The following is a 24,099-nucleotide window of genomic DNA, read 5'->3' as shown; positions in this document are numbered from 1 at the left end:
ACAAAATCAGCTTGGCATACCACCCTTTTAAAGAATACTTCCCCCATCCCAGTGGTTGGGGGAATCAAAAATGTACATTCTTAAACGAACGAAAATGTACATTATATAGTTGACATTTATACTTTTTTACGCGAGTTCAATTTTTATTCGATTCTTTTTATAGAGAGTTATTTTTTATGCATAATTTTTATTATTTCTAGCTCTAATCTCTCAAAACAAAAAAAGAATCTCCGCATTACTTAACACGGAGATTCCTTCTTTTATTTTTTGTAGTATTGTACGATGCCTTTGTAGATAGAGTCTGCAAAGATATCAACATACTCGCTGCTTATTAGTTTTTCACGGTCCGATGCATTTGTAACAAATCCTAACTCTACTAACACAGAAGGCAGAAGTAAGTTTCGAACTACAAAGTAATCTTCGCGTCTTACACCACGGTCCACCATACCTGCATTATTTACAATTTGAGAGTTAATTGCGCTTGCTAGGCGGTAGTCTTCTTTTTCATTTTCATTGCCTGAAATACTATAGTAAGTTTCTGTTCCACTTGCTGATTCGCTTGATGCTGAGTTTACATGGATACTTACAAATACTTCCGCATAATTATTTTGTGCAAAGTCTACACGATCTTGTAAAGTAGGATACGTATCTCCAGCACGAGTCATATATACTTTTGCCCCAGCTGCCTCAAGTTTTTGTTTTACTTTTGTAGCAACTTTCAATACGATTTCTTTTTCAATGGCACCACTTTTTGATGTACCTGGATCTTTACCGCCATGACCTGGGTCAAGGACGATAATTCTTCCTGCTACTGCACTGCCAGATTGATTGATTAAACGTAAATATGTTTTATGTGTGTAGCCATCAATTCCATTGTACGAAATTTTCGCCCAGTTTCCTGAGATGGAATGTACTTCAACATATGTTCCGCGATTAATAGTACCTAATGATTTTGAAGAACTAGATGCTTCCGAACGAATATGCAACGAATCAACTGTTGCCATACCTATTGTATTTGTCGTAAGTTCATTATCTTGATTATCATCGACATTAGGTGGTTGTTCTTCATTTGGTTCTTCTTCTACAGGCTCAATTTCTTTTGTCTGAGAAATGCGGACATAGCCTGGAATTCCATTTTGAATAGTTAAATACCAGTTGCCTACTGTTTTGTAGACTTTAATTTTCTCGCCATTGCTAAATGAACCTAATTCTTTTCCATTAATATCTCTTGTTTTATAAAAAATTACTTCTGATGCATTCGCAAGGACCTCTTTTTTCACTGATCCAACAGGTTGACCATCTTGATCTAAAAATTGAGTGTAGCTACTTGAAATATAAGCATAGCGACCATTGTAGGAAACCTTTAACCAACTGCCTTCAACTTCAAATACTGGCAACTTTGCACCTGTATTTACTTTTCCTATAATATTAGCACTTGTTGAAGATGTTGCTGAGGAACGAACATTTAAGTTATCTGTTGTTGATTTAACAGTACCAATCGCATCCTCTTCATTCGGTACAGTAACTCCTTGAACAGGTAAATCCAGTCTATACTTTTCTTCCGCTGAACGAGCAATAAAAGAAGCAAATTGAGACCGTTTTACAGGTTCATTTGGATTAAACTTTGTTCCAGTTTCGTTGCCTTTTGTAATTCCGTTGTAGTAAATCGCAGCAATGTACTTATAATAAGGATCCTTTGGCGAAATATCGGTAAACGGAACTGTCAAATTTGCGTACTTTTCTACATCTAAATTAAAAGCTTTTGATAAAGTTTTCGCCATTTCGTTGCGAGTTAATGGCCTATTTGGAGCAAATTTTCCTGCGCTGTATTCAGTAAAGAAACCTAATTTTACAGCGCTTTCAACATAACCAGAAAGCTCAGGATATAAATCTATTTTTATATCTGAAAATGAAGAATTTGATACAACTAATGGTTCGTGTCCAGTTGATTCAACGACCATTTTTGCAGCTTGTCCGCGTGTAACATAATTATTTGGTTTATAATAGGATTTCCCATTTTCTGTATAACCTTTAATTACACCTAAATCGACAAGATAATTTATCTCTTCATACGCTCCATGCGACGAAGGGACATCTACAAATCGTTGACTAGCACTTACATTATGTATGGTAAACATTGACATGAAGAAGACTACCACAAAAAGACTGACTTTTTTAATAGACAATGCTCCACTTCCTCCCTTCTTTTTTTTCGCATTCCTATTTTATCAAATTATAGCAATATATACATCGGGCTTTTCTACCTTATTTCACATGATTAAACAAAAATCTCGTTTTTTTCTGTTAAACTACAAAATATTTATTATATTTCGACTTATTGTAACACCTATTGTACATGAAAAAAAGGAAATATATGAAAAATTTATAGAAAAAAAGAGAGACACTAAATTTTGTGTCCTCTCCAAATCAAAAGCATATAAAAATGCCTATGTATTATTGTGTTAAACGATCAATAAATACATCCATATGTTTTATCATTACATGATCGTTTAAACCAAAAGTCTCGTCGCCCTTACCGTTTGTAATTTCGTTCGAAGAAAGGATCTGTACGTATTCATATGCCCAATGAGATGCTTTAACATCTGTAAAGTTTTCAGCTTCACCTTGTAATTTCAAGTCAAATGCTTCTACTAAAACTTTTGCAACTTGTCCACGAGTAATAGGCGAGCTTGGATTGAACTTTCCGTTTTCATCTCCTGTAAAGATTCCAAGTTTATTAAGAGCAGTAACAGCTCCTGCATATTTAGAAGTTGGCTTTACATCAGGGAAAGGTGAATTTGTATCAGTTGTATCTATTCCTAATGCTTCAGCTAGTTGTAGAGCTACTTCACCACGAGAAGCATAAATACTAAAGTCAATAGAAGCATTTTTTACTTCTGCAACGATTTGAGTTTTCGTAAAGTTGCCGATTCGTTTAGCCCCAACATATCGTGATCCCCAGTAATATGGATCAGAAATGCTGTCGATTGCTACGCCCGAGCTTGTCGTTGCTGAGATAAAATCTCCACCGCCGATATAAATTCCTACATGTGAAATACCTGATCCAGAAGTATTGAAGAATACTAAGTCTCCAGGTATTAAATTATTTTTAGATACCGATGTACCTTGCTGATATTGTTCTTTTGATGTACGAGGCAATGAAATGCCAAATTTTGAAAATACTAGACTTGTAAATCCTGAACAATCAATCCCATTTACTGTTGTCCCACCGTATTTATATGGTGTGCCTATATATTGAGTAGCTGTAGTTTTTAATTCTGAATATGTAGCCGCTTCTGCATCATTTACATTTACACTAGAAAATATCATGAAAGATGCAAAAATCGGTAATAACCATCTTTTTTTCACTATGTATGAAACTCCTTCCAAAAAGCCTAAGCTTTTATTGCTTATCTAAAGACTACCATAGAAAAGAGTTTTGGTATTTTTCATTTGTGTAACGTTTGTTATTAAATAAAAAATACCGAATCTCTATTAAAAGCTAGAGATTCGGTACGTTTGTAAGGTTTTTCATAAAAGTTTTCTATTACGGTCGTAATATGAATGTAATAGAAAGTCTATTATTTTCCATTTTATTTGCTAGAAAATAGTTGAACCCAATAAAAGTTTCCATTTTCATTCGGTTTAATACCAATACCTATATTTGTATAATTTTCATTTAAAATGTTAGAGCGATGTTTATCCGAGGCCATCCACGCATTCATTACCTCTTTAGGAGATTGGAAATTTCGTGCAATATTTTCACCAAAGCTCGTATAATCATAGTCAAATAACGTAGCCATATCCCATGATTGTCCATAATATGGTGAATTATGCTCGAAGTAATTTCTATTAATCATATCCTGTGCTTTTATGATGGCAAGCTGATTAAGCGAAGCATCCTGATTTAAAGAAGATAAACCTGCTTTTTTACGCTCCTCATTAACCAATTTAATTACTTCATTTGTCCAATTTGTATAAGAATTAATCGTTGAAATATAATCCTTCGATAAATAATCATAGGCAACTTCTAAACGGTTAATTTTATTGCGAAACTCCATCCCTCTCACCGTTAAACCAGCTAAATGCGCTCTAGAAACATATTGATTAGGGGAAAATGATGTGCTAGTCGTTCCGTTTATAATTTCTACATCTGCCAATGATTCAATATAATTTTTAGCCCAGTAGTTTTTCGAATAATCTGTAAAACTAGTTTTATTCACATTATCGACGGCTATACCAAATGCAAGTGCAATCATTTTTGAAATATGTGAACGTTTCAGAGGTTCAGTTGGATTGAAATATTCGTTATTTTGAATAACACCCAGCTCAGCTAACTTACGGATTTCTTTATAATAAGGATGAGTTGTCGGCACATCCTTAGCTTTTAGCTTAAAAGTAGACTCCAATGATATTCCCATCATTTTTGCGATTACATAAGCCGCTTCTCCTCTAGTGGTATTACGGTTTGGTTTAAATGAGCCATCCTTATAAACTTGCATATACCCTTTATCTACTAGATATTTTATAGAGTCTGCAGCCCAATAACTTTCGCTCACATCTGTATAATAGTATTGCTCCGAATCAGCTAGTACAGTAACATCCTTTTCCGGATTTTTATTATTAACGTTCGATGCGTTCGCTTCAGAATGCAACAAATTGCTTGTTAATAGCAGTGCTATGAAAGTTGAAAGTAATATTTTTTTCAGTATCATCAAACGGCTCCTTTTAATATAGAAGATAGATTTCTGTTGTTTAGAATTCTTAATTCTTATTATAACAGAACTTAAATAAAAGTAATTTAGTTTAGCAGTTACTAGAAACTTTCTTAAAATTTCGTCTTCAAAAAAACAACTATTTTTCAACCGTTTCATTCTATGATATTACTGTAAATATTTCAAAACAAAAAATCTCATACCAACCCCTATGGATTGATACGAGATTTTAATAGTTAATTATAATGCATCTGTATACATTGGGCCTTTTGGTAAATACTTAGACATTCCTATCTCTTCTAGGCCATTTTTAATTTTTAGCGTGTAGCCATAATTATTTCTTGATAAATAGCCAGCTTTGGAAGCAATCATTTCTTCAAGTACTGGTAAATATGTTGTATCTATGTCTTTCCAAAGTCGATACGCATTGATTAAATCTTCAAGCGTTAGATGTTGATAGTCTTCTCCTCTAAACTCGCCTTGTTTATTGACACGATACCAAATGTCTCCGTTTGAACGAATCCATTTATTCTTTTCTTTTGCAATTGCAGATTGTATCGCTGTTGCTGTTTTTAGATATTTTGCATCTCCAAACTCTTTATAGGCAATTAATAATAGATTCATTCCACCTAACATATGATTCATGGAAGAATGCGTCGTTACCTCCTGTACAAGCGGGAAATAGTCAGCGATATAATAAGAATCACGATCTACTCGAATAATGTGTCCTGCTGCCTCTCTTGAAACAAGTAAATCTGCATAATTTCGCAAAGGCTCTTTATAATTAGGAACACCAAACATTGCCCCTGAATTATAGTAGAATAAAGCAATTTGCTCGTTAAATCGTGTATCGATAAACGGTGCATGAATGCCGTAAAGTCCTTTTAAATAAGTACTTGTTACTTCCGTTTCCCAATACTTTTTGTTCCCTTTAAATTTAGTTAAACTTACGAACGAGTTGTTCACTAAGTTTTCAAAATAGCGATCGCCTTGTTCTTTATATAAAACTAATGCGCGATCCTCTTTTACTAACAATAAATTTCGTCCGAAGCCCTGATAGGAACTTGGCATTGGTTCAGTTGTAGTAGCCATTTTATTAAATGGACCTTCCGCTGTATACCATTTATTGCGTTTCTTGTAATTTTGCGCTGTTTCAACCATCCAGCTGTTCATGTTTTCATCGGAATTAAATAACTGTTTACTTGAATCCATATACCAAGTATCAACAATATCTTTTCCGTTTGATGTTAAAGTATAGAAAACATACATATCCGTTCCCAGTTTGTTATATGATAGAGCCTCATATTCGGAAATTAAATCCCGCATTAAGCTGCGCCCACCATCCTTATAAGTTTGCACCAATTGTTTTGAACGGTATGCTTGACCAACCATACGCTCGCCGGAAACAGCTCCATCTCGATTTACAGAACGAAGAAGTCCTGTTGGATAACTTGATGAATCATAGCCAAATACATCATCTGGGTTCTTTTTCAGCGGGTAGCGATCATAACGATATAATCGTGAATTTGATATACCCTCTTCTTTTTGGAATAAATCAACTGTCACCTTTGAATTCGATGGATTTTCAAGTGTAGTAAAAACAAACTCATCTCCATTATTTAGATGGCGTACAGTTACTTCTAAAGTTGCACCATCTAAACCAATTGAGTAGTTATAAACTGTGTCCTTTGCTACACCATAAGAAGTAGTCGTTGCCCCTTTGTTGACAATTGTTGTATTTGCACGAATGTAAAGAGGGTTCGTCCCACCTGTTACTTTTGCAAAATTTGCTTCCTTGCGATTTAGCGCAAAATTGCTTGATGCTTCACCAGCTGTTATCGTGAACTGATTTTCTGGGATTCGATTAGTTGCAACTAAAGCACGGTATAGCATTACTGTAAATGTTACACGATTTACTGTTGTTTTCGGATCGAATGTACCATCTTCTTTACCCGTTGTAATGCCATGTTGTGCTAAAATTTTTACGTTTTCTCGATGTGAAGGACTGATTCGATTCCAGTCTTTAAAGGTAATCTGTTCACCAGTATCCTGTAATTCAAAAGCACGTACAATTGTTGTTGCCATTTGCTCACGTGTTAGGCCGTCTGCAACTCCGAATCTCCCATCTGGTTTCCCTTGAAATATTCCTGATGCAAAAGTTCTCATTACTCCTTGTAAGAAGCTTGATTTTGAACTCACATCTGAAAATATTGGTTGGTAAGGAGCAGCAGGTAATTGAAGTGCGCCTGCAAAAAGATTTGCAGCTTGGCCGCGATTGATTTCTAATGCTGGTCGAAACTCTCCATCAGGATAACCATTTATAACGCCCATTTCCACAAGCTGCATAACTTCATTTTTTGCCCAAAATGAATTAGGTATATCTGCAAGCTTTTGTGAAACAGTAATATGCTGTGGTTGTTGAGGAGATATAGTTGCCGAGTCCTCAGTTGATTGGCTGCTATTAGCTTCTGTATTTCCCTCATCATTAGCCTCAACTACATCTGTTGCCGATTGTGACTCGTCTGCTGAATTTTCAATCGAATTATCTTCCGTAGAATTTTCTTGATTTCCTAAATCAACATTATGTTCAGAAATATCTTGGATATCGTCCTCTGACGCACTGACACTTATCGGCAGAATAGTCGAAAGCATTAGTGAGAGGGATATAAGAATTGTAGTAAGTTTCTTCATTAAAAAGCGATCCTCCTGGTGACTATTCTAATACAGTGTTTCGTGTCGAAATATGTACACTCAATTTTTATTATAACATTCCATAAAATAATAGAAATAGTATATAAAAATCAATTGATTAATTTTTAAATGTAAAATTATTATTCTATGAATGTTCGTATAGATTAGCATACTTTAGGAAAGGCGATGTTTTGTTGAAGTGTGGGGAATTCTATAGATTTGGTTCTGGAATTTTTTTAAGTTGATTATACTTATTAATCGGATTGCATTGCTTAGGGATTTTTTTGTGGAGTTTGGATAAGTTTTACTTCTTTTTCTGCGATTCGAAATTATTTACGCTGTGTGAAGTATTATTTACTTGCTTTTGAGGAATTTTTACGCGGGTTTTATTCTTTTTTACGTGGTTTGAATTTTTTACGCGGTTTCACTACTTTTTTACGCAGTTTGAAGCATTATTTACGTGCTTTCGAGGAATTTTTACGCGGGTTTTCCTCTTTTTTACGTGGTTTGAATTTTTTACGCGGTTTCTCTGCTTTTTTACGCGGTTTGAAGTATTATTTACGTGCTATCGGGGAATTTTTACGCGGGTTTTATTCTTTTTTACGTGGTTTGAATTTTTTACGCGGTTTCTCTTCACTTTTACGCGGTTTGAAGTATTATTTACGTGCTTTCGAGGGTTTTTTACGCGGGTTTTCCTCTTTTTTACGTCGTTTGAATTTTTTACGCAATTTCACTCCTTTTTTACGCGGTTTGAAGCATTATTTACGTGCTTTCGTACTATTTTTACCCGGGTTTCACTCTTTTTTAAGCGATTTGAATTTTTTACGTAATTTCACTGCTTTTTTACGCGGTTTGAAGCATTATTTACTTGCTTTCAAAGAATTTTTACGCGAGTTCTTCTCTTATTTATACGATTCTAAACTTCAATTCACTCAAGCTGACAAATCTCTCACCTATACCTAAAATAAGCATAAAAAACACGCTCTCAACCTGAGAACGTGTTCAAAAGTCCGATACTATTCAACCGAAATAATCTCTAATGCAGGTTCTGTTGCTTCAATTGCATTAAATAAAAATGAAGCAAGTTGTCCGCGTTTTAATTTGCCATTTGGGCTGAATGTTGTCTCTGTTGTACCTACCGTAATTTGATAGTCAACTAATGTTTGAATATAACGTTTAGTGTTTGTATCCGTTAATTTATTTACATCAACAAACTTTGAATTAGTTGTTGTTGCAATGTCTAAATCAAACCCTAATGTTAGCATTTTTGCCATTTGGGATCTTGTTAATGTGTTGTTCGGCTTAAATGTATCACCATAGCCACTGATGATGTTGTTTTCAAACAACGCTGCAATTGCTCCATAATATTTGCTTGATGAAGGCACATCTTTAAAGCCAGGGTTTTGTACATTTTGAGTATCAAGCTGTAGGGCGTTTGCTAAATATAACGCCGCATCACCACGAGTTGCTTCTTGATTTGGTTTAAACTCAGTCGCTGTAATGCCAGTTACGATGTCTTCATTATACAATGTAACAATTGCATTATAATGTGAATTGTTTGTGCTTACATCAGTAAAAGGATTAGTTAACTCCTCGGCAGTTGGAGCATTATTAAACATAGACCCTGTTATTACTGTGGCTAATACAAAAGCAGAAGCAATTTTGCCCCACTGCTTCTTTGATTTGTTACGAAACATTTGAAGCCCCCCTATGAAAATTTTAAATAAAACTCTTTTTTATTATATTACCAGAACGTAGATTGTACATATATTGTCGTTGATTCCCATTCTGTTTTATTGCCACTAAGATCTGTAATTTCTTTGTTTGGTTTAACTTTAATTGTAAGTCTCATCGCCTTATCTTCATCTTCATCATTTGAAACCGTTAAAATAATTTTCTTTCTATCAGAAGGATGAAGTTTCGAAGTTACTTCAAATGAATTTCCTTCATTATCTTTAATAACAAAATAATTGTCCTCAATATCGGCTAGTTCTTCATTAAACTTCAATGTAATTTCAAGTTCATTTGTTACGGTAGCATTTAGGAAAATCGGTTTACGGTTCTCATACATATCGACTAGTTTATTAAATTCTTTCATCTTTTCAAAAGAACCTTCAGCTCTTATATTTTTTATTTTTAAATTTGGTGATTTTCCTGAAGTCGAGCTGCCACGGACAATAAGTTCTACCTGGTAAGGTTTTGAAGCATAATAATTTGCACTTTCAATTCGATATCCAGCAAGCTGATAGTTATTTTTATTTTCCGCATCAGCCTGGTTTACAGGATAATTAAAATTGATTAATAATCGATTATTTTCTTCAATATCATCTGATGAACGAGAGGTTTCAATTGTTACTACCTCTAAACGACTATTATTAATGTTATAATCCACAGAACGCGTAAATTTCACATCCTCCGCATTATAAACAGCCATATTACGTTCATTTGTAACACCATCAAACGTTAAGTTTACAAAATACTGGGCATCTTCAAGATCAATATCTTTCAATAGCTCTCTCAATAATACTCGAACAACTTTCTTATTTGTTTTGTCTGTTCGCACTATTGCTTTGTTTGTCGACGGAATTTGATTTGTTACACCATTATGGACGTAGACTCCATCGATAGACACCGTCGCATCTTTTTCTGCCATAATATTTCGGTCAAACGTTATATATAAATACTCATTGTTTTCTTCTCTAACAACTTGTGTATCAATCACTGAAGACCTCGTAGAATCAGTAGTAAAAGTATGTGTTGTTTTAAAAGTAGCTGTCTCGCCTGATATATCTGAAATCGTATGGCCATTAGCTGTTGAAATTGTCACATTGCCTTGTAGGTAATCCCCAACTGTTACAATAAATGATGCTAAATCATCCTTATCCTGCTCAACAGACTCCACTGCAACAGTAGAACCTCCCTGAATGATTTGTAAATCTGATTTCCAAATTGGAGATAAGTCTTCAGAAAAAGTTAATTTAAACTGCTTAGCACCAAGCTGTGTAACCGATTCTAAAACGGGCTTTACCCCATCCTCATCCGCTTTACGCAGTTCAATTTCTAACTGCTCTGGCGAAGAAGTATTCCCTGCAATATCCGTTATCACACCAAATTTCACATATATCTTCGTATTTCCCTCAAGCTCTTCACCATTAGACGTAGCATTAGACAAATCAAACACTACCTCAGTAGCATTCCTTTCAATCTTTCCTGTTATATTACTTACCGTTTGTCCACCTGCTAGTTTAAATTGAGGTGTATCACTTACACTTTTAATTGGTTCAGAGAAAATAACTTTCACTTTATCGCCGCTAAGCTTTTGGATTCCATTTATTTTCGGTTCTACATTATCCTCATTGAAAAAGAACGTTCCTTCATAATTCGATAACGTATAGCCTTTCATTGATTTGACGCCATTAATTTTTAGACGATATCGTTCATTTAACGCCTCTTCATCATCAATTGTAATTTTATAAGATCGTTTATCTTCACTTATTTCACCTTTATTTAATGAAACAGAGCCAGCATTATCTATTCCAGTAAGTTTAAACATTGATTCTAGCTTCTCTGAGTCAGTTGTCGAATCAAGATTTATTTCCTGATTAAAATAAATCGTAAATTGACCACCATTATTACTTTTTACATCGTCAACCTTCAACTGGCTAATGCTATAAGTGACTTTAGCAGAGTATGAAACATTATCGATTTCAAATGAAACTGTTGTAGGGACATTTTCTTCAAGTGAATCTTTTAGTTCTACATGATGAGTTGTGTCATCTGAAAGTGTTACCTCAAGCTCATTTGCTGATAAAACTTCTACCTCTTTAACAGTTAATGCCGGAATACGTACATTGCTCATGTTATAAAACATTGATGCAAACTGGCCACGCTCTGTAACAGACTTAGGGTTAAAGGAAGAAGCCTTCGTTATATCAAAATAATCAAGTACTTTAATTGCTCTTTGTGCTTCATTCGTCGCTTCACCCAAATCTCTTATCTCAATGTTGAAGTTTTGATTTGCAACATAGTCAATATAATCAAAATTATGTATTGTTGAAAATGCGCGCACTAAAACAACCGCCATATGTTCCCGGCGCATTTCTTCATTCGGTAATAGTTGACCATTATTCCCGTTAAATACTCCGACATCCTTTACCAATGCTGCATATTGAAGCAGCTCATCAGAAGTATTTTTGGATAGATCCGAGTAACGCATGTTGGACTTATAATCATTAGGAATTTTATATCCTATGGAAACTAAATATTTCCCTAATATTTTTACGACATCTGAACGAGTCAAACCTTTCCCTGGTTTAAACGTTCCGTCAGCATATCCATTAATAATCCCTTGTTTGACTAGAGCTTCTATTGCAAATTGGTGTGAGTTTCCATTAATATCGGAAAATAATGCTGCACTTGTAGAAATTGGAGCTACTGTTGAAACAACAACCGCTGCAGCTGACAGACCTGTCAAATATTGAAAACGTTTCGATTTTTTCTTCATATGTCTCCCCTCCAAAAAATAATGGGTATATTACCATTCTATAGCATTTCTGGATGATTGCCATTAGAAAAACACAATTTGTATCAAAATAATGCCAGTTGCTGTCTTTTTAATGTTGATTTTCACTCATTTCTTCTATCTACTAATAAAAAATGCCGATTATGAAATGGATCATAATCGACATAAAAAATTTCTATATTAGATGAATTATTTTTTAGCTGTTAATGCAATAGCAGTTTCAAATTTAATTGAATTACCATTTACATCTGTAATATCTGTACCTTCAAGACCAACAATTGTTAATTGCTTTTGCATATCATCAGTTGTCAAATCAGAAATTACAACAGAGATAGTATTTGCAGATGTTGCTTCGGCATCTTGAAGATTCGCATCAAATTTGATTGGGGCTTCAAATGCTTTTCCATCTACATAAACTTCGAAGTCGTTAACAGCAGCTTCGTTTAGTTTAATAGCTTCTGAGAAGGTAATTTCGATTGTTTTTGTTGCAGTATCTAATGTAGCAGATTCAACAGTCGGAGCAGCATCCTCTTCTTCTTTAGTGAATTCTACTAATTTAGTAGCCGTTTCTCCTGCTTCACCTGAAAGATCAGTTAATGAAGATACTTCTACATAGTAAGCAGCACTGTTGAATTTAGAGCTTGCAGTAACGTGAAATAAAGTTGGATCTTTTTCATCAACTTCAACGGTAGTAATTTCTAATGAATCAGCTGTAGTTCCTAATTTTACAGTTGGGTTTGCAAGTAATTCCTCGGAAACTTTAACTGTAAATGTGTTTTCACCTGTTTGAGTGATTGTTTCTACTGTTGGAGCTACACCATCTTTTTCACCTTTAACCATTGTGAAAGTTGCTGGGTTTGGATCCAATAAGTTGCCAGCGATATCCTTTGCATCAGTAATTGTTGCAGTAAATTCCTTTTTAGCTTCAACATCTTGATCAATCGTTAATGTTAATACTGTTTGCTCTTCATTTAATGATTTTCCAACAGCTACTTCTTGGCCTTGTGCATCTTTGAAAGTAATTTTACCTACTGCGTCAGCTTGCACTGGCTCTGAGAAATTCACTTTGTAAACTAAAGATGAAACCTGTTCTGTTGTAAATGTTGGTGCTTGCGTATCATTAAAGTGAACAGTTGTATTATATGAAGGAACAAACTCACCGGCTGCACCTTTAACCGTTTCGGAATCGATTACGACATTGTAATCACCATCGAAGAATGCATTATTTTTAATGTCTGTTGAAATTGTAAGTGCTTTTCCATCTTCACTTAATCTATATGATAAAGTGCTAGTATCTGATGTTGTCACACCAACTTTTTCAACTTTAACTGCTTGTAAGTTGGCTTGCGTACCATCAATCGGTTGTGTGAATTCTACTACAATTTTTGAAGAATCTATAGTTGTTACAGATGCAACTTCTAATTCTTCTTCATATGTAATTGTCTCGATTGTACGATTTAGGAAAGATGCGAATTGTGCACGTGTTACAGAGTTTTTTGGTTCAAACTTCTCAACAATTGAAATACCTAAGTTGCGTAATGCTTGAATTTCTTCACGTGATTCAGCTTTAGCAGATGTAAGATCAGCTACTACTAAGTCTTTTGCATTTTCTGCAATTTCAACTAATGAAGTACCTGTAACTGCTTTGTAAGCACGGTCTAATGTCAACGCCATGTTTTCACGAGAAATATGGCCTCCAGGGTTTAATTTGCCGTTAGATCCGATAAAAACACCTGCCTCTTTTACTAATGCAGCGTATTTTACTAACTCTTGGTCTTTAGCACCAACTTCCACATCATCGAATCGTTGAACTGTATTCCAATCAGCAGGGATTTCAAAACCTTGTTTTTCCACCCACTTACCAAGCATTTTAACAACATGTCCACGTGTTAATTGAGCGTTGGGGCGGAATGAACCATCTTCATATCCTTTAATAATTCCAGCTTCAACTAATGCATTGATTGCTTCAGCGTGTGAATTGTTTTCTTTCACATCATCGAATGCCGCAGATGCTACTGGAACGAATGCAGATGCTACTAACGTTGCCGTAGTTGCTGTTGCCATGAATTTTGAATATTTCTTCATAAAAAAATCCCCCTGGATATCAAAATATTATCATCTTTACTGTTACCTATTAAATACGATAACTTTTTACAGTATACTTTTAATCTTTTTGTAAAATCAAAGGTAAATAGTGTCATTGAATGATTTACCAATATTGTCGGGGATTTAATATTGTAGTTATGATTTTCTAAAAAATTAATATATCGTTTATATTTTTGATATTTTTTTGATATCGAATACAAAAAACAAGAGCACAAGTACGAATACTTGTGCTCTTGTTTTTGGGCTACCAACCATTTTTCTTAATGACTGTTAATATATGCATGATGAGGAAAAATTCTTTTACAAATTAAGTCTACCATTTCTTTCAAAAAAGAACAATCTTAATTTACTATCCTTTTTCGTAGAATGATGATTTATTATGTATTTTTTTGACAAAAATAGTAGATAGATTCATTTTAAAACTCAAATTTTTATAAAAGGGAAGATTTCGACCACTCCAGAATTATATAGCTTCCGACATAGTTTACTATAAATAAATGAAAATTATGTTAAAAACATAATTAAACGTTTGAACGGTATTAACTTGGCTTTAAAGTGTTCTAAATCGTAAATTCATACATATTAGAGAATCGTTAGGCGTTAAGCAATACCCGAGTTTTTTTAAAAAAAATTATTTTTAGGAGAAATCTCTTATCCTAGCAGGATAAATTAATTAAATTAAGTTTACGATTTCTAAATTTATTGCAACAACATATATTATCTTTGATTCCTTTCATGGGGGGAAAAAAATAAGTGAAAGGAGGTGTTTTTATGTCTTCATACAACAGTTATTCAAGTGAATATGATGCTTTATTTGGGGGCTTACTTTTAACGTTTATAATTGTTGGTATAGTATTAGGTATTCTAGGTTATATTATTACGGCAATTATTTTCTATAATGCTGCCAAAACAAATGGATTAGCCGAAATCGCTTTCTGGTCATGGATTCCTATTGCCAATGCGTATGTTTTATTTGCACTAGGCTCAATTAAAACATCAACTGATGAAATTAAAAAAGATGCGCTAAAATTCCTGTTAATTTACATTGCACTTGCCATCATTTCCATCATTCCATTTATCGGTATTCTAGCATCTATTGCACTTATGGTAATATCCATTTATTATATTTACCGTTTGTTCTACCGCTGGATAGGAGATACTGGGAAATCCATTCTATTCGTTTTCCTAACATTTATAACATGTAGTATTTTCTATTACGTTTATGGCTTATTACGCATGAAAAAACCATTTGTAGCTTAATAAAAAATACCTGGCATACAAACATCACAGAATGTTTGTGTGCCAGGTACAATTATTCTTCTTTTTCAATTATTGCGTCTTGTACTTCTTTGTGTTCCTCTAAATATACTTGACGGTCACGAATAACTTTTGCAAGAGCTACAGATGTATATGTTGTAAATAAAATCCCCATCCAGTAATAGCCCTTTTCAACAAAAATCCATTCTGTGTTCCATACTGCAATCATACCAATACTAAATGATACAATCATAGAAAGCCACGCCAAAAATAAATATTCAGGGGCTGTTTTAATACCTTCATTTCTATCACGTAAAACTTTTACTAATGAAAATGCAGAAAAAGTTATCCAACCTAAACAAATAGTATAAAATCCTCGTTCAACCAACATCCAGTCTGTGTTCCAAATAGCAATTAGGACAAAACTAAACGATACAAGAAATGCTGCCCATGTTAAGAAGAAAAATTCTTTACTTTGCATATAGGTTTCCTCCACATATTCTATTATGCTAATGTTCAAACCCCTACATATTTAATTTCACAAAACATTCTATGTGACCGAATACGAAACTATGTAGGATCCCTCAATCCCTGATACTTAAATCAATTCTTTAGAGTATAAGAAATTCGCTCATCCAACATTGGAAATCGCACATAGAGTCCCGAAATTCGCTCATAAACCTTGAAAATCCGCTCATAAAGTCCCCAGATTCGCTCATAAACCTTGGAAATCCGCTCATAAAGTCTGAAATAAATTAAATTATTGTCCTATTATAGTGTGTTATTATTTCAATAGTGAATATTAAAAGGATGGTGGACTTAAGTTGATAACGCTTCAAGTCTGTATTGCGTTGTTAATTCTTGCTTATTTTACATATGGAAAATACGTGGAAAAAGTTTTTGGGGCTAACGGTGAGCGTCAAACGCCAGCTTATGTAAATGCAGATGGAGTTGACTTTGTTCCAATGTCGACTTCAAAAAATTCTTTAATCCAGCTGCTTAATATAGCTGGGACTGGGCCTGTATTCGGACCGATTGTAGGGGCACTTTATGGACCTGTTGCATTTATTTGGATTGTTGTTGGCTGTATCTTTGCAGGAGCAGTTCATGATTACCTAACGGGGATGATTTCGATTCGAAACAAAGGAGCTCATTTACCTGAATTAGTGTCAATATTTTTAGGGAAATATATGAAATATGTCGTAAATGTTTTTGCACTACTATTATTACTTTTAATTGGTACAGTGTTTGTAACTTCACCTGCAATGCTGATTAATAATCTATTGGAAGGTCAAATATCAATAGAAGTTATTGTTGCTGTAATTTTCTTTTATTATATTTTAGCTTCTATTTTGCCTGTAGATAAAATTATCGGTCGTCTCTATCCACTATTTGGAGCATTGTTAGTTATTTCTGCTTTGGGTGTTGGATTCGGATTAATTGTAACAGGTGCACCAATTCCGGAATTATCTTTTACTAATATGCATCCAAATGAATTACCGATATTTCCATTAATATTCTTTACGATTACTTGCGGTGCGTTATCAGGATTCCACGCAACACAAACACCTATCATTTCTCGTACTACACAAAATGAAAACCAAGGGCGTAAAATTTTCTACGGAATGATGGTTGCAGAAGGGATTATTTCTTTAATTTGGGCTGCAGCTGCAATGAGTTTATTTGGAGGTTCCGAGGGGCTATATGAGGTTCTTACTACAGGTGGACCAGCAGCTGTAGTAAGTCAAGTTGCATTATTAATATTAGGGTCGATTGGTGGTACTTTAGCAATTTTAGGTGTAATCGTATTACCTATCACCTCTGGAGATACAGCATTCCGTGCAGCACGAATGATTATAGCTGACTATTTTAAAATGGGACAAGCAAAATTATTTAGCCGTTTATGCGTTACAATTCCATTATTTATCATTTCCTATAGTTTAACCAAAATTAATTTCAGTAATTTATGGGTTTACTTCTCTTGGGCAAACCAAGTAACAGCAGCAATTGCACTTTGGGTAGGTGCAATGTATTTATTTCATGCAAAGAAAAATCACTGGATAGCAACTATTCCAGCGACCTTTATGACATATATGGTAATTGTTTATATTCTTTATGAGCCATCTATGAGCTTTGGCATCTCATTAAACGCTTCATTCATTGGCGGTATAGTGGCAACAATTGCAATTTTATCAGTATTCTTCAACTTCGCCCACAAAAATCGTGGAACAGCTTTTATTCTTGATGAAGATGTATCCCGATATCAAATCGCAAGCAAAGTAGAACAAGATTAGAAGTACTTGAAGGCGAGGATGAGTTTCTCGTCTTTTAAATTGCATGGTTTTAAGTAGACATCTCTATGATCTTTGTAATATTTAATCGGTTTCATATATATATACGAAGTTTAATGTAATATTTACGCTATTTGTCTTTATATTTACGTGTTTTTTAGATATTTATTCGTTTTATCTCAGTATAGGTATTTGCACATATTCCTCGAAAAATCGCTCATAAATTCTGAGTATCCATCGTTAATTGCACCCTTTTTCAATCATCCATAAAAATAATGCGTATTTCTTTTGGTAGAAAAATAAATTTAGTGAGAGATCTATCAAGTTTTTATTTTAAATGTTCAATTTCCCCGCTTTTACATAGGAAAAATCCTTCCCAAATAAAGAATAGCTCTGTTATATAAAAATAGTATTGTTGTTATATAACATCATATGTTATTATCGTTTTAGTAGTGAATATTGCGAATATTTCAAAAGGGATGGGGGACTTATAATGATTACATTTCTAGTATGTATCGTATTATTAATCGTTGGTTATTTTACGTATGGAAAATACGTAGAAAAAGTCTTTGGGGAGAGACCAGACCGACCAACACCAGCTTATGTAAATTCAGATGGAGTTGACTATGTTCCAATGTCTACTCCGAAAAATTCATTAATCCAGTTGCTTAACATTGCTGGTACTGGACCAGTATTCGGTCCAATTGCAGGGGCTCTTTACGGACCTGTTGCATTTATTTGGATTGTGGTTGGCTGTATTTTTGCAGGTGCAGTTCATGATTATTTAACTGGTATGATTTCGATTCGAAACAAAGGGGCTCATTTACCAGAACTAGTTTCAAAGTTCCTTGGGAAATTTATGAAACATGTTGTAAATGTTTTTGCGTTATTATTATTACTTTTAGTTGGAACCGTTTTCGTTACTTCTCCAGCTATGCTTATAAATAATTTACTAGATGGTCGAGTAGCACTTGGTATTATCGTAGGAGTAATCTTCTTGTATTATATTTTAGCTACGCTTTTACCAGTTGATAAAATCATCGGTCGATTATACCCATACTTTGGAGCGCTATTAGTAATTTCAGCGGTAGGTGTAGGAATTGGACTAATTGTAACAGGAGCACCAATTCCAGAATTATCGTTTACAAATATGCATCCAGGTAATTTACCAATTTTCCCATTAATATTCTTTACAATTACTTGTGGTGCATTATCAGGATTCCATGCAACGCAAACACCTATCATTTCTCGTACAACTCAAAATGAGAAACAAGGCCGTAAAATTTTCTACGGAATGATGATAGCTGAAGGTATTATTGCGATGATTTGGGCAGCTGCTTCTATGAGTTTATTTGGCGGATACGATGGGCTAAACGAAGTAATTGCTGCTGGTGGTCCTGCAGCTGTTGTAAGTGAAGTGTCACTATTAATGTTAGGCTCTATTGGCGGTACATTGGCTGTTCTTGGTGTTATCGTGTTACCTGTTACTTCTGGGGACACAGCATTCCGTGCAGCTCGTATGATTATCGCAGAATATTTTAAATTTGGGCAAGCAAAATTATTAAGTCGTTTATGGATTGCAATTCCATTATTCGTTATTTCTTATGGGTTAACAAAAATAGATTTTAATATTTTATGGCGCTATTTCTCATGGGCAAACCAAGTAACCGCAGTAATTGCACTTTGGGTGGGAGCAATGTATTTATTCCTTGCAAGGAAAAATTACTGGATTGCAACAATTCCAGCAACCTTTATGACGTATATGGTAATCGTTTATATTCTTTACGAACCAACAATGGGCTTCGGCATCCCATTAAACGCTTCATTCATTGGTGGTGTAGTGGCAACAATTGCAATTCTAGCAGTCTTCTTCAACGCCGCACACAAAAAGCGCGGTACTTCCTTCTTACTGGATGAAGACGTATCCGGATACCAAATAGCAAGTACAGTAGAACAAGATTAGAATAACTTGAAGGCGAGGATGAACTCCTCGTCTTTTCAATTGCACTGTTTTAGTATTAAGGATACACATATAGGATGTTTATTGTGCTATATATTTACGCGGTTATTAATTGTCTACTTTCAGTTGATATTTACGCGGTTTTGGGTGATATTTACGCGGTTTGATTTAATTTTTACGTGGTTTCGAGTTGGATTTACGCGGTTTCACTAGTTTTTTACGCGGTTTGATTTTTTTACGCGATTTCACTTGATATTTACGTGGTTTGATTTAATTTTTACGTGGTTTCGAGTTGGATTTACGCAGGTTCACTAGTTTTTTACGCGGTTTGATTTTTTCACGTAATTTCAATTCATATTTACGAAATTTAAATACAAAAAGAGACTAATCCTGATTAACTGTATTAGGATTAGTCTCTTTCCTCTGTACCAGAACTGATTGTAAGCGTTTTCTTTTCATAGTACATAAGTTTACAAGAAATTAATTTCTATCACAACACCGACTCTACAGCTCTAACCACTAGTTATATAGAAAAAGGCAAGAATGATTAGTACAATCAATAAAACAAATGTAATCAAGAAGTCTGATTTTTTTCTTTCTTCGACAATTCTCATAAATAAACGAATAATGACTAGGGTTAAAGCAATACAAATAATGCCTAAAAGAAATTTAAAAATATAGACCCCCCCTTACTTTATTGTATGCCTATATTGTGTATCATGTACACTATAAATTCAGAAAATTACAAATTTTAATTCTCTAAAACAAAAAGCAAATTCACTTTTCCTTCATTCCTGAAAGCATTCCCTTAATAAATAAAAGATAATTTATGTAGTTATTAAAAAGTCATAAGTAAACGCTTTCAAAATCACAACATAAATTTAACTAATAGTTCAAATCCCTTTAGTTTTCTTTGTCTTATCGCTTCTAAGGAGAGATCGATTGGCAGTTTGATTTGGGGATTAAAGATAATCTCACTAAAGTAAGTTGCATTCTTTATTTTAAAGTTCAAATCAATTATCCAAATCGTTTCTTTTGTGTAGTAACAGGGAGCTTGGATTGCGACTCGAGGTAAGCTTTCAGAAATTAGAATAGGCGGATTTTTGATATAACCGAGCATTTCACGTGAAGCATGTAAACGTCCAAGTAAAGTAGAACCATATTCTAAACAAAGATTTTCTATAATTTTTTGAACAGGTTCCTTTGAAAAAACATGGCCTTGATCAGTGTAAATTATCGATGAATGCATCCCATTATAATAAGGAGCAATTGCGTGACAAGCATGTTCTTTCAAAATTTTCATTTCTTCAAAACACATAAATACTCCTCCCCTAATTGAATTACTTTCACTTTGATAACTTCCATACACCTAATAAACAAAAAATGGTAATTATGGATAATATTTTAAAAATTATTCCTAAAATTATCAATATTTAGAATTTGAAAGTCGAAAAACTATCACATTTAAAATTTGCTAGCAGAATCCATCCCTAAAAATAGTTGTTATTTCAATAACTTACTAGGAAAACATTGTAAATTACTATTAAAAATTCCCGTAATTCTCCTAGAAAATCTCTTAAATAGTGAGTTCGCTTCCATAAATAATCTTATGTACGATAGAGCCACCATGGAATAACGGACTTGCGCGCTCGTCATTAAGGAAGAAGTAAATGCAAACTTTTGACGAAGTATTTGAGAAATATTCACCTATGATATCGCATGTATTGAAAAGAACAAATATATACAAAAATCATGATTACTATCGACAAAGTGCAGCAATTGCACTTTGGAAAGCATGGCAAAACTACGACGAAACCCTAGGTGATTTCGCTCCATATGCATATCGAACGATGTTAACAACAATCTATACAGAGATGAGGAAGGATAACCAATATAATGGTAGAAACATTGCGTACGATAAAGAAGAACTTGTAAATATAGCACAGTATTACGAAATGAAAAATCGTTCAAATTTCGATTTTGGGCAACTGGAGGATATACTATCTCAATTAAAGCTTGAAGAGTACAACTTACTAATGAATCTATACGTTTATCAATATTCATATAAAGAACTTGCAAAAATTGAAAATATACCTCTTTCAACTTTAAAAAAACGCCGGGACCGATTAATAAAAAAAATTCGAGAAATGATTGTCCACCAAACATCATAATCATCAAAAAAGGAATCAAGCACAAAATATGCGCTTTAATCCCTTTTATAATTTAAATCGTCTGTGTGCTGGGTACAAAAGGTGTACCCAGCACATTATTCGCTTTTTTCTAAAAGGACTTTTAGTTTTTCAGATAGTTCTTGGATTAGTTCTTGAACTGTAATAGAAGATTCATTGCCTCTATGTATGCCATATTCTAAAATGCGTTTTAATTCTTCTTGTATATCATCTGTCATCATTTCTACGATGCCTCCAATGCCCCCAAGTAATACAAATGCATTTAATGTTACTTAAACTATTATATGTGTTTAAAAGAAATCTGTCCCTTAAGTCCATTGTTACAATTGTATATTAAAAGATGCTAAAATTTCAAAAATCTACAACTATTTTTCTTACTAGATTATTATTTTTTTATCCTTCCATTACTATCTTTCTAATTTGTATGCATGACAATTTTTTCGTATAAAAAAGAGCGTAAACAAAGTCGATTCTGACTATGTTTACACTCTAAAGACTATGATAGAGATAAGATTCTCTACTTCAACTGTGGATTGATTCCTTTTTGTGAAAGACGGTACATGAAGGTAATCGCTTGAGCTCTTGTAATCTTTCCATCCGGATTGAAGTTATTATAATTTTTTGGTTTTGATGGATTGATTCCTGTTGTAATATCGTGTGTATATAACCATTGTACTGATTCTTGTTCAGTCATATTTTTGCCAGTATAAACTTTTGCTAAAATTTTGGCCACATCTCCACGGCGCAAAGGACTATTTGGCTTATTTGTTACCTCAATTTTTTTGTTGCTAGCCATTTCATAATAGTTGTTATACCACTGTCCACTAGTTGAATCCTTGGCTTCATTTGGGAATGCATATCTTAATACCATCGCTAACATTTGTGCTTCCGTAATATTTTTATTTGGATTTAAACGATTTGACTGTTTATCTCCTGTTAAAATATTATTATTAATTCCCCAAGTAAAGGATTCTACCCAATACTCACCAGGTCGAAAATCCTTATAGAATGTAATATCGGTACTAAATGTGTCTGCTATTCGCAGATTATATTGAACGTTTCTGCTTACACCTTGGCTAGGCTGAATTTTTATAAAATAGATACCTTGCGGCAACGTAATATTGCTAATTTTCGATAAGCTGCCATTACCATACTCCGTATAAATTTCTTCATCTACATTAAAAAGTTTATCAGAAATTTCAACCTTGAACGTCGCATTTTTAGGCTCTGTTATATATAAATCAAAGTTCGTATTTTTTTCAACTTGTAAACGGTAGTAATCAACATCAGCACTTGAACTTATAACACCTTGTTTTATTTGTCCAGGTGAAATTTCATTAGCAAAAGATGTTGAACCGTTATTTTCTATTTCAAACAAATTATTAGCTTTAAAATTAACAATAAATTCATAAGGGATATTCGCTAAATCCCCTTCTTTTGATTTAATTCTTAAATAATAATTTCCAGGTGGTAATCCAGTATGGATAATAGTATTTGTATTCGATGAAAAGCTGCTATCATAAGTTTCAAGCTCTATCCCCGCTCCACTCAACAAAGAGACCTCAAAAATTGTAGTTGACGACTGAGATAAATCAATTTTCACTTCACCATTTGAAGGGATTGTAAAAGCATAATAGTCATTGCTTGTGTCTGCAAATCCATAATATTTTTTATTTATTGAAATTGAATTTGCAGTATTGCGATCGTTATTTAATTCTTTTTCATAATAATTACTTTGAGTATACTTTAAACCTAATGTATATGATACTTGATCAGTAACACCTTTGTATGGTTCAACCTTTACGTAATAAGTACCAGCATCTAAACCTTGTGAAAATAGTAATTTCATTTCATTGTCATTGCTAAGTGCAGATTCATATCTTTCCAACTCTCGTTGAGCTGAGTTATACAGTGTTACACGATATTGTGTATTAACATTACGGTTGATACTTATATCTACCTTACCTGCATTAGACAATGTAAATTTATAAATGTCTGTATTTGATAAACGAGTTAATTCTCCATTGACCCTTGCAGTTCCATTCTCAAACTTTATTGATGTAGCTGCAGAAAATGAATCATTTGCAGTATTAGCTGCTGCTTTAGCTTGATACTCATTACTTAATAATGAGAGGCAAACAATTATTAACAATGAAAATACCCACTTTTTCAATTCCCATCCCCCCAATTTTACGGTTTGTCACATGTATAATTTTAACAAGCCAAGGAATATCTAGGAGTCCTATTTTAAAATATAGTTATTAAGTCTTTAAAAACCTCGAAAATTAAGGAAGAAGGCCATCTAAAGTTTTAGTAATCCTGGAATAGTTCTCTATATAAAAATTTCTTTGAAATATTTGAGCAGCTA

At 33.7% G+C, this 24,099-nt stretch carries 16 protein-coding genes; 5 read left to right on the top strand and 11 right to left on the bottom strand.

Annotation, left to right across the window (positions count from 1 at the left end; translation table 11 throughout):
- Positions 1–260: 260 nt before the first annotated feature.
- The 4 genes from EKG35_RS09675 to EKG35_RS09660 form a co-directional block, all read right to left on the bottom strand.
- Positions 261–2,186, bottom strand: a complete 1,926-nt coding sequence (locus EKG35_RS09675; RefSeq protein ID WP_126294244.1) for an N-acetylmuramoyl-L-alanine amidase — start codon at positions 2,184–2,186, stop codon at positions 261–263.
- A 268-nt stretch (positions 2,187–2,454) separates the two neighbouring features.
- On the bottom strand, positions 2,455–3,369 hold the full coding sequence (locus EKG35_RS09670; protein WP_126294243.1) for a C40 family peptidase: 915 nt from the start codon (positions 3,367–3,369) through the stop codon (positions 2,455–2,457).
- 224 nt (positions 3,370–3,593) lie between these two features.
- Positions 3,594–4,715 (bottom strand): CAP and S-layer homology domain-containing protein, encoded by a 1,122-nt coding sequence (locus EKG35_RS09665; protein ID WP_126294242.1) that lies wholly within the window; start codon positions 4,713–4,715, stop codon positions 3,594–3,596.
- A 240-nt stretch (positions 4,716–4,955) separates the two neighbouring features.
- A complete protein-coding gene (locus tag EKG35_RS09660) occupies positions 4,956–7,406 on the bottom strand; it encodes an S-layer homology domain-containing protein (RefSeq protein WP_126294241.1) in 2,451 nt (816 codons plus the stop codon).
- Positions 7,407–7,748: 342 nt separating this feature from the next.
- On the opposite strand from EKG35_RS09660, the gene EKG35_RS09655 reads away from it, so the two are divergent.
- Complete coding sequence (locus tag EKG35_RS09655; RefSeq protein WP_126294240.1) at positions 7,749–8,369, top strand: hypothetical protein; 621 nt, start codon at positions 7,749–7,751, stop codon at positions 8,367–8,369.
- A 53-nt stretch (positions 8,370–8,422) separates the two neighbouring features.
- Here the strand turns inward: EKG35_RS09655 and EKG35_RS09650 are convergent, their stop codons facing one another.
- From EKG35_RS09650 to EKG35_RS09640, 3 genes are all read right to left on the bottom strand, one after another.
- A complete protein-coding gene (locus tag EKG35_RS09650) occupies positions 8,423–9,103 on the bottom strand; it encodes an S-layer homology domain-containing protein (RefSeq protein ID WP_246020287.1) in 681 nt (226 codons plus the stop codon).
- Positions 9,104–9,150: 47 nt separating this feature from the next.
- Positions 9,151–11,910, bottom strand: a complete 2,760-nt coding sequence (locus EKG35_RS09645; RefSeq protein WP_126294239.1) for an S-layer homology domain-containing protein — start codon at positions 11,908–11,910, stop codon at positions 9,151–9,153.
- A gap of 207 nt (positions 11,911–12,117) precedes the next feature.
- The gene (locus EKG35_RS09640; protein ID WP_126294238.1) at positions 12,118–14,013 is read right to left on the bottom strand and encodes an S-layer homology domain-containing protein; all 1,896 of its coding nucleotides are present in this window, start codon (positions 14,011–14,013) and stop codon (positions 12,118–12,120) included.
- Between the two features lie 792 nt (positions 14,014–14,805).
- Here EKG35_RS09640 and EKG35_RS09635 point away from each other — a divergent pair.
- Positions 14,806–15,294 carry a hypothetical protein gene (locus EKG35_RS09635; protein ID WP_126294237.1) on the top strand — a complete coding sequence of 163 codons (489 nt, stop codon included), beginning with the start codon at positions 14,806–14,808 and terminating at the stop codon, positions 15,292–15,294.
- A gap of 52 nt (positions 15,295–15,346) precedes the next feature.
- On the opposite strand, the gene EKG35_RS09630 is transcribed toward EKG35_RS09635, so the two are convergent.
- Positions 15,347–15,772, bottom strand: a complete 426-nt coding sequence (locus tag EKG35_RS09630) for a YiaA/YiaB family inner membrane protein (protein ID WP_126294236.1) — start codon at positions 15,770–15,772, stop codon at positions 15,347–15,349.
- A gap of 343 nt (positions 15,773–16,115) precedes the next feature.
- Between EKG35_RS09630 and EKG35_RS09625 the strand changes: the two genes are divergently transcribed.
- Positions 16,116–17,585 (top strand): carbon starvation CstA family protein, encoded by a 1,470-nt coding sequence (locus EKG35_RS09625; RefSeq protein WP_126294235.1) that lies wholly within the window; start codon positions 16,116–16,118, stop codon positions 17,583–17,585.
- Between the two features lie 490 nt (positions 17,586–18,075).
- On the top strand, positions 18,076–19,545 hold the full coding sequence (locus EKG35_RS09620) for a carbon starvation CstA family protein (RefSeq protein ID WP_126294234.1): 1,470 nt from the start codon (positions 18,076–18,078) through the stop codon (positions 19,543–19,545).
- 865 nt (positions 19,546–20,410) lie between these two features.
- Here EKG35_RS09620 and EKG35_RS09615 read toward each other — a convergent pair.
- A complete protein-coding gene (locus tag EKG35_RS09615; RefSeq protein ID WP_126294233.1) occupies positions 20,411–20,860 on the bottom strand; it encodes a competence protein ComK in 450 nt (149 codons plus the stop codon).
- Between the two features lie 352 nt (positions 20,861–21,212).
- Between EKG35_RS09615 and EKG35_RS09610 the strand changes: the two genes are divergently transcribed.
- Entirely contained in the window at positions 21,213–21,713 is a 501-nt protein-coding gene (locus EKG35_RS09610; protein ID WP_126294232.1) for a sigma-70 family RNA polymerase sigma factor, read from the top strand.
- Positions 21,714–21,808: 95 nt separating this feature from the next.
- Here the strand turns inward: EKG35_RS09610 and EKG35_RS20870 are convergent, their stop codons facing one another.
- Positions 21,809–21,952: a YwzD family small protein gene (locus EKG35_RS20870; RefSeq protein WP_185807697.1), complete on the bottom strand. Its 144-nt coding sequence runs from the start codon at positions 21,950–21,952 to the stop codon at positions 21,809–21,811.
- Between the two features lie 296 nt (positions 21,953–22,248).
- Positions 22,249–23,904 carry a pre-peptidase C-terminal domain-containing protein gene (locus tag EKG35_RS09605; protein WP_185807696.1) on the bottom strand — a complete coding sequence of 552 codons (1,656 nt, stop codon included), beginning with the start codon at positions 23,902–23,904 and terminating at the stop codon, positions 22,249–22,251.
- Positions 23,905–24,099 lie beyond the last annotated feature (195 nt).

This window comes from Lysinibacillus telephonicus (assembly GCF_003966145.1).
Taxonomy (GTDB): Bacteria; Bacillota; Bacilli; order Bacillales_A; family Planococcaceae; genus Ureibacillus; species Ureibacillus telephonicus.
The sequence above is the reverse complement of the archived record's forward strand: the minus strand, read 5'-3'. Positions and strand labels throughout refer to the sequence as shown.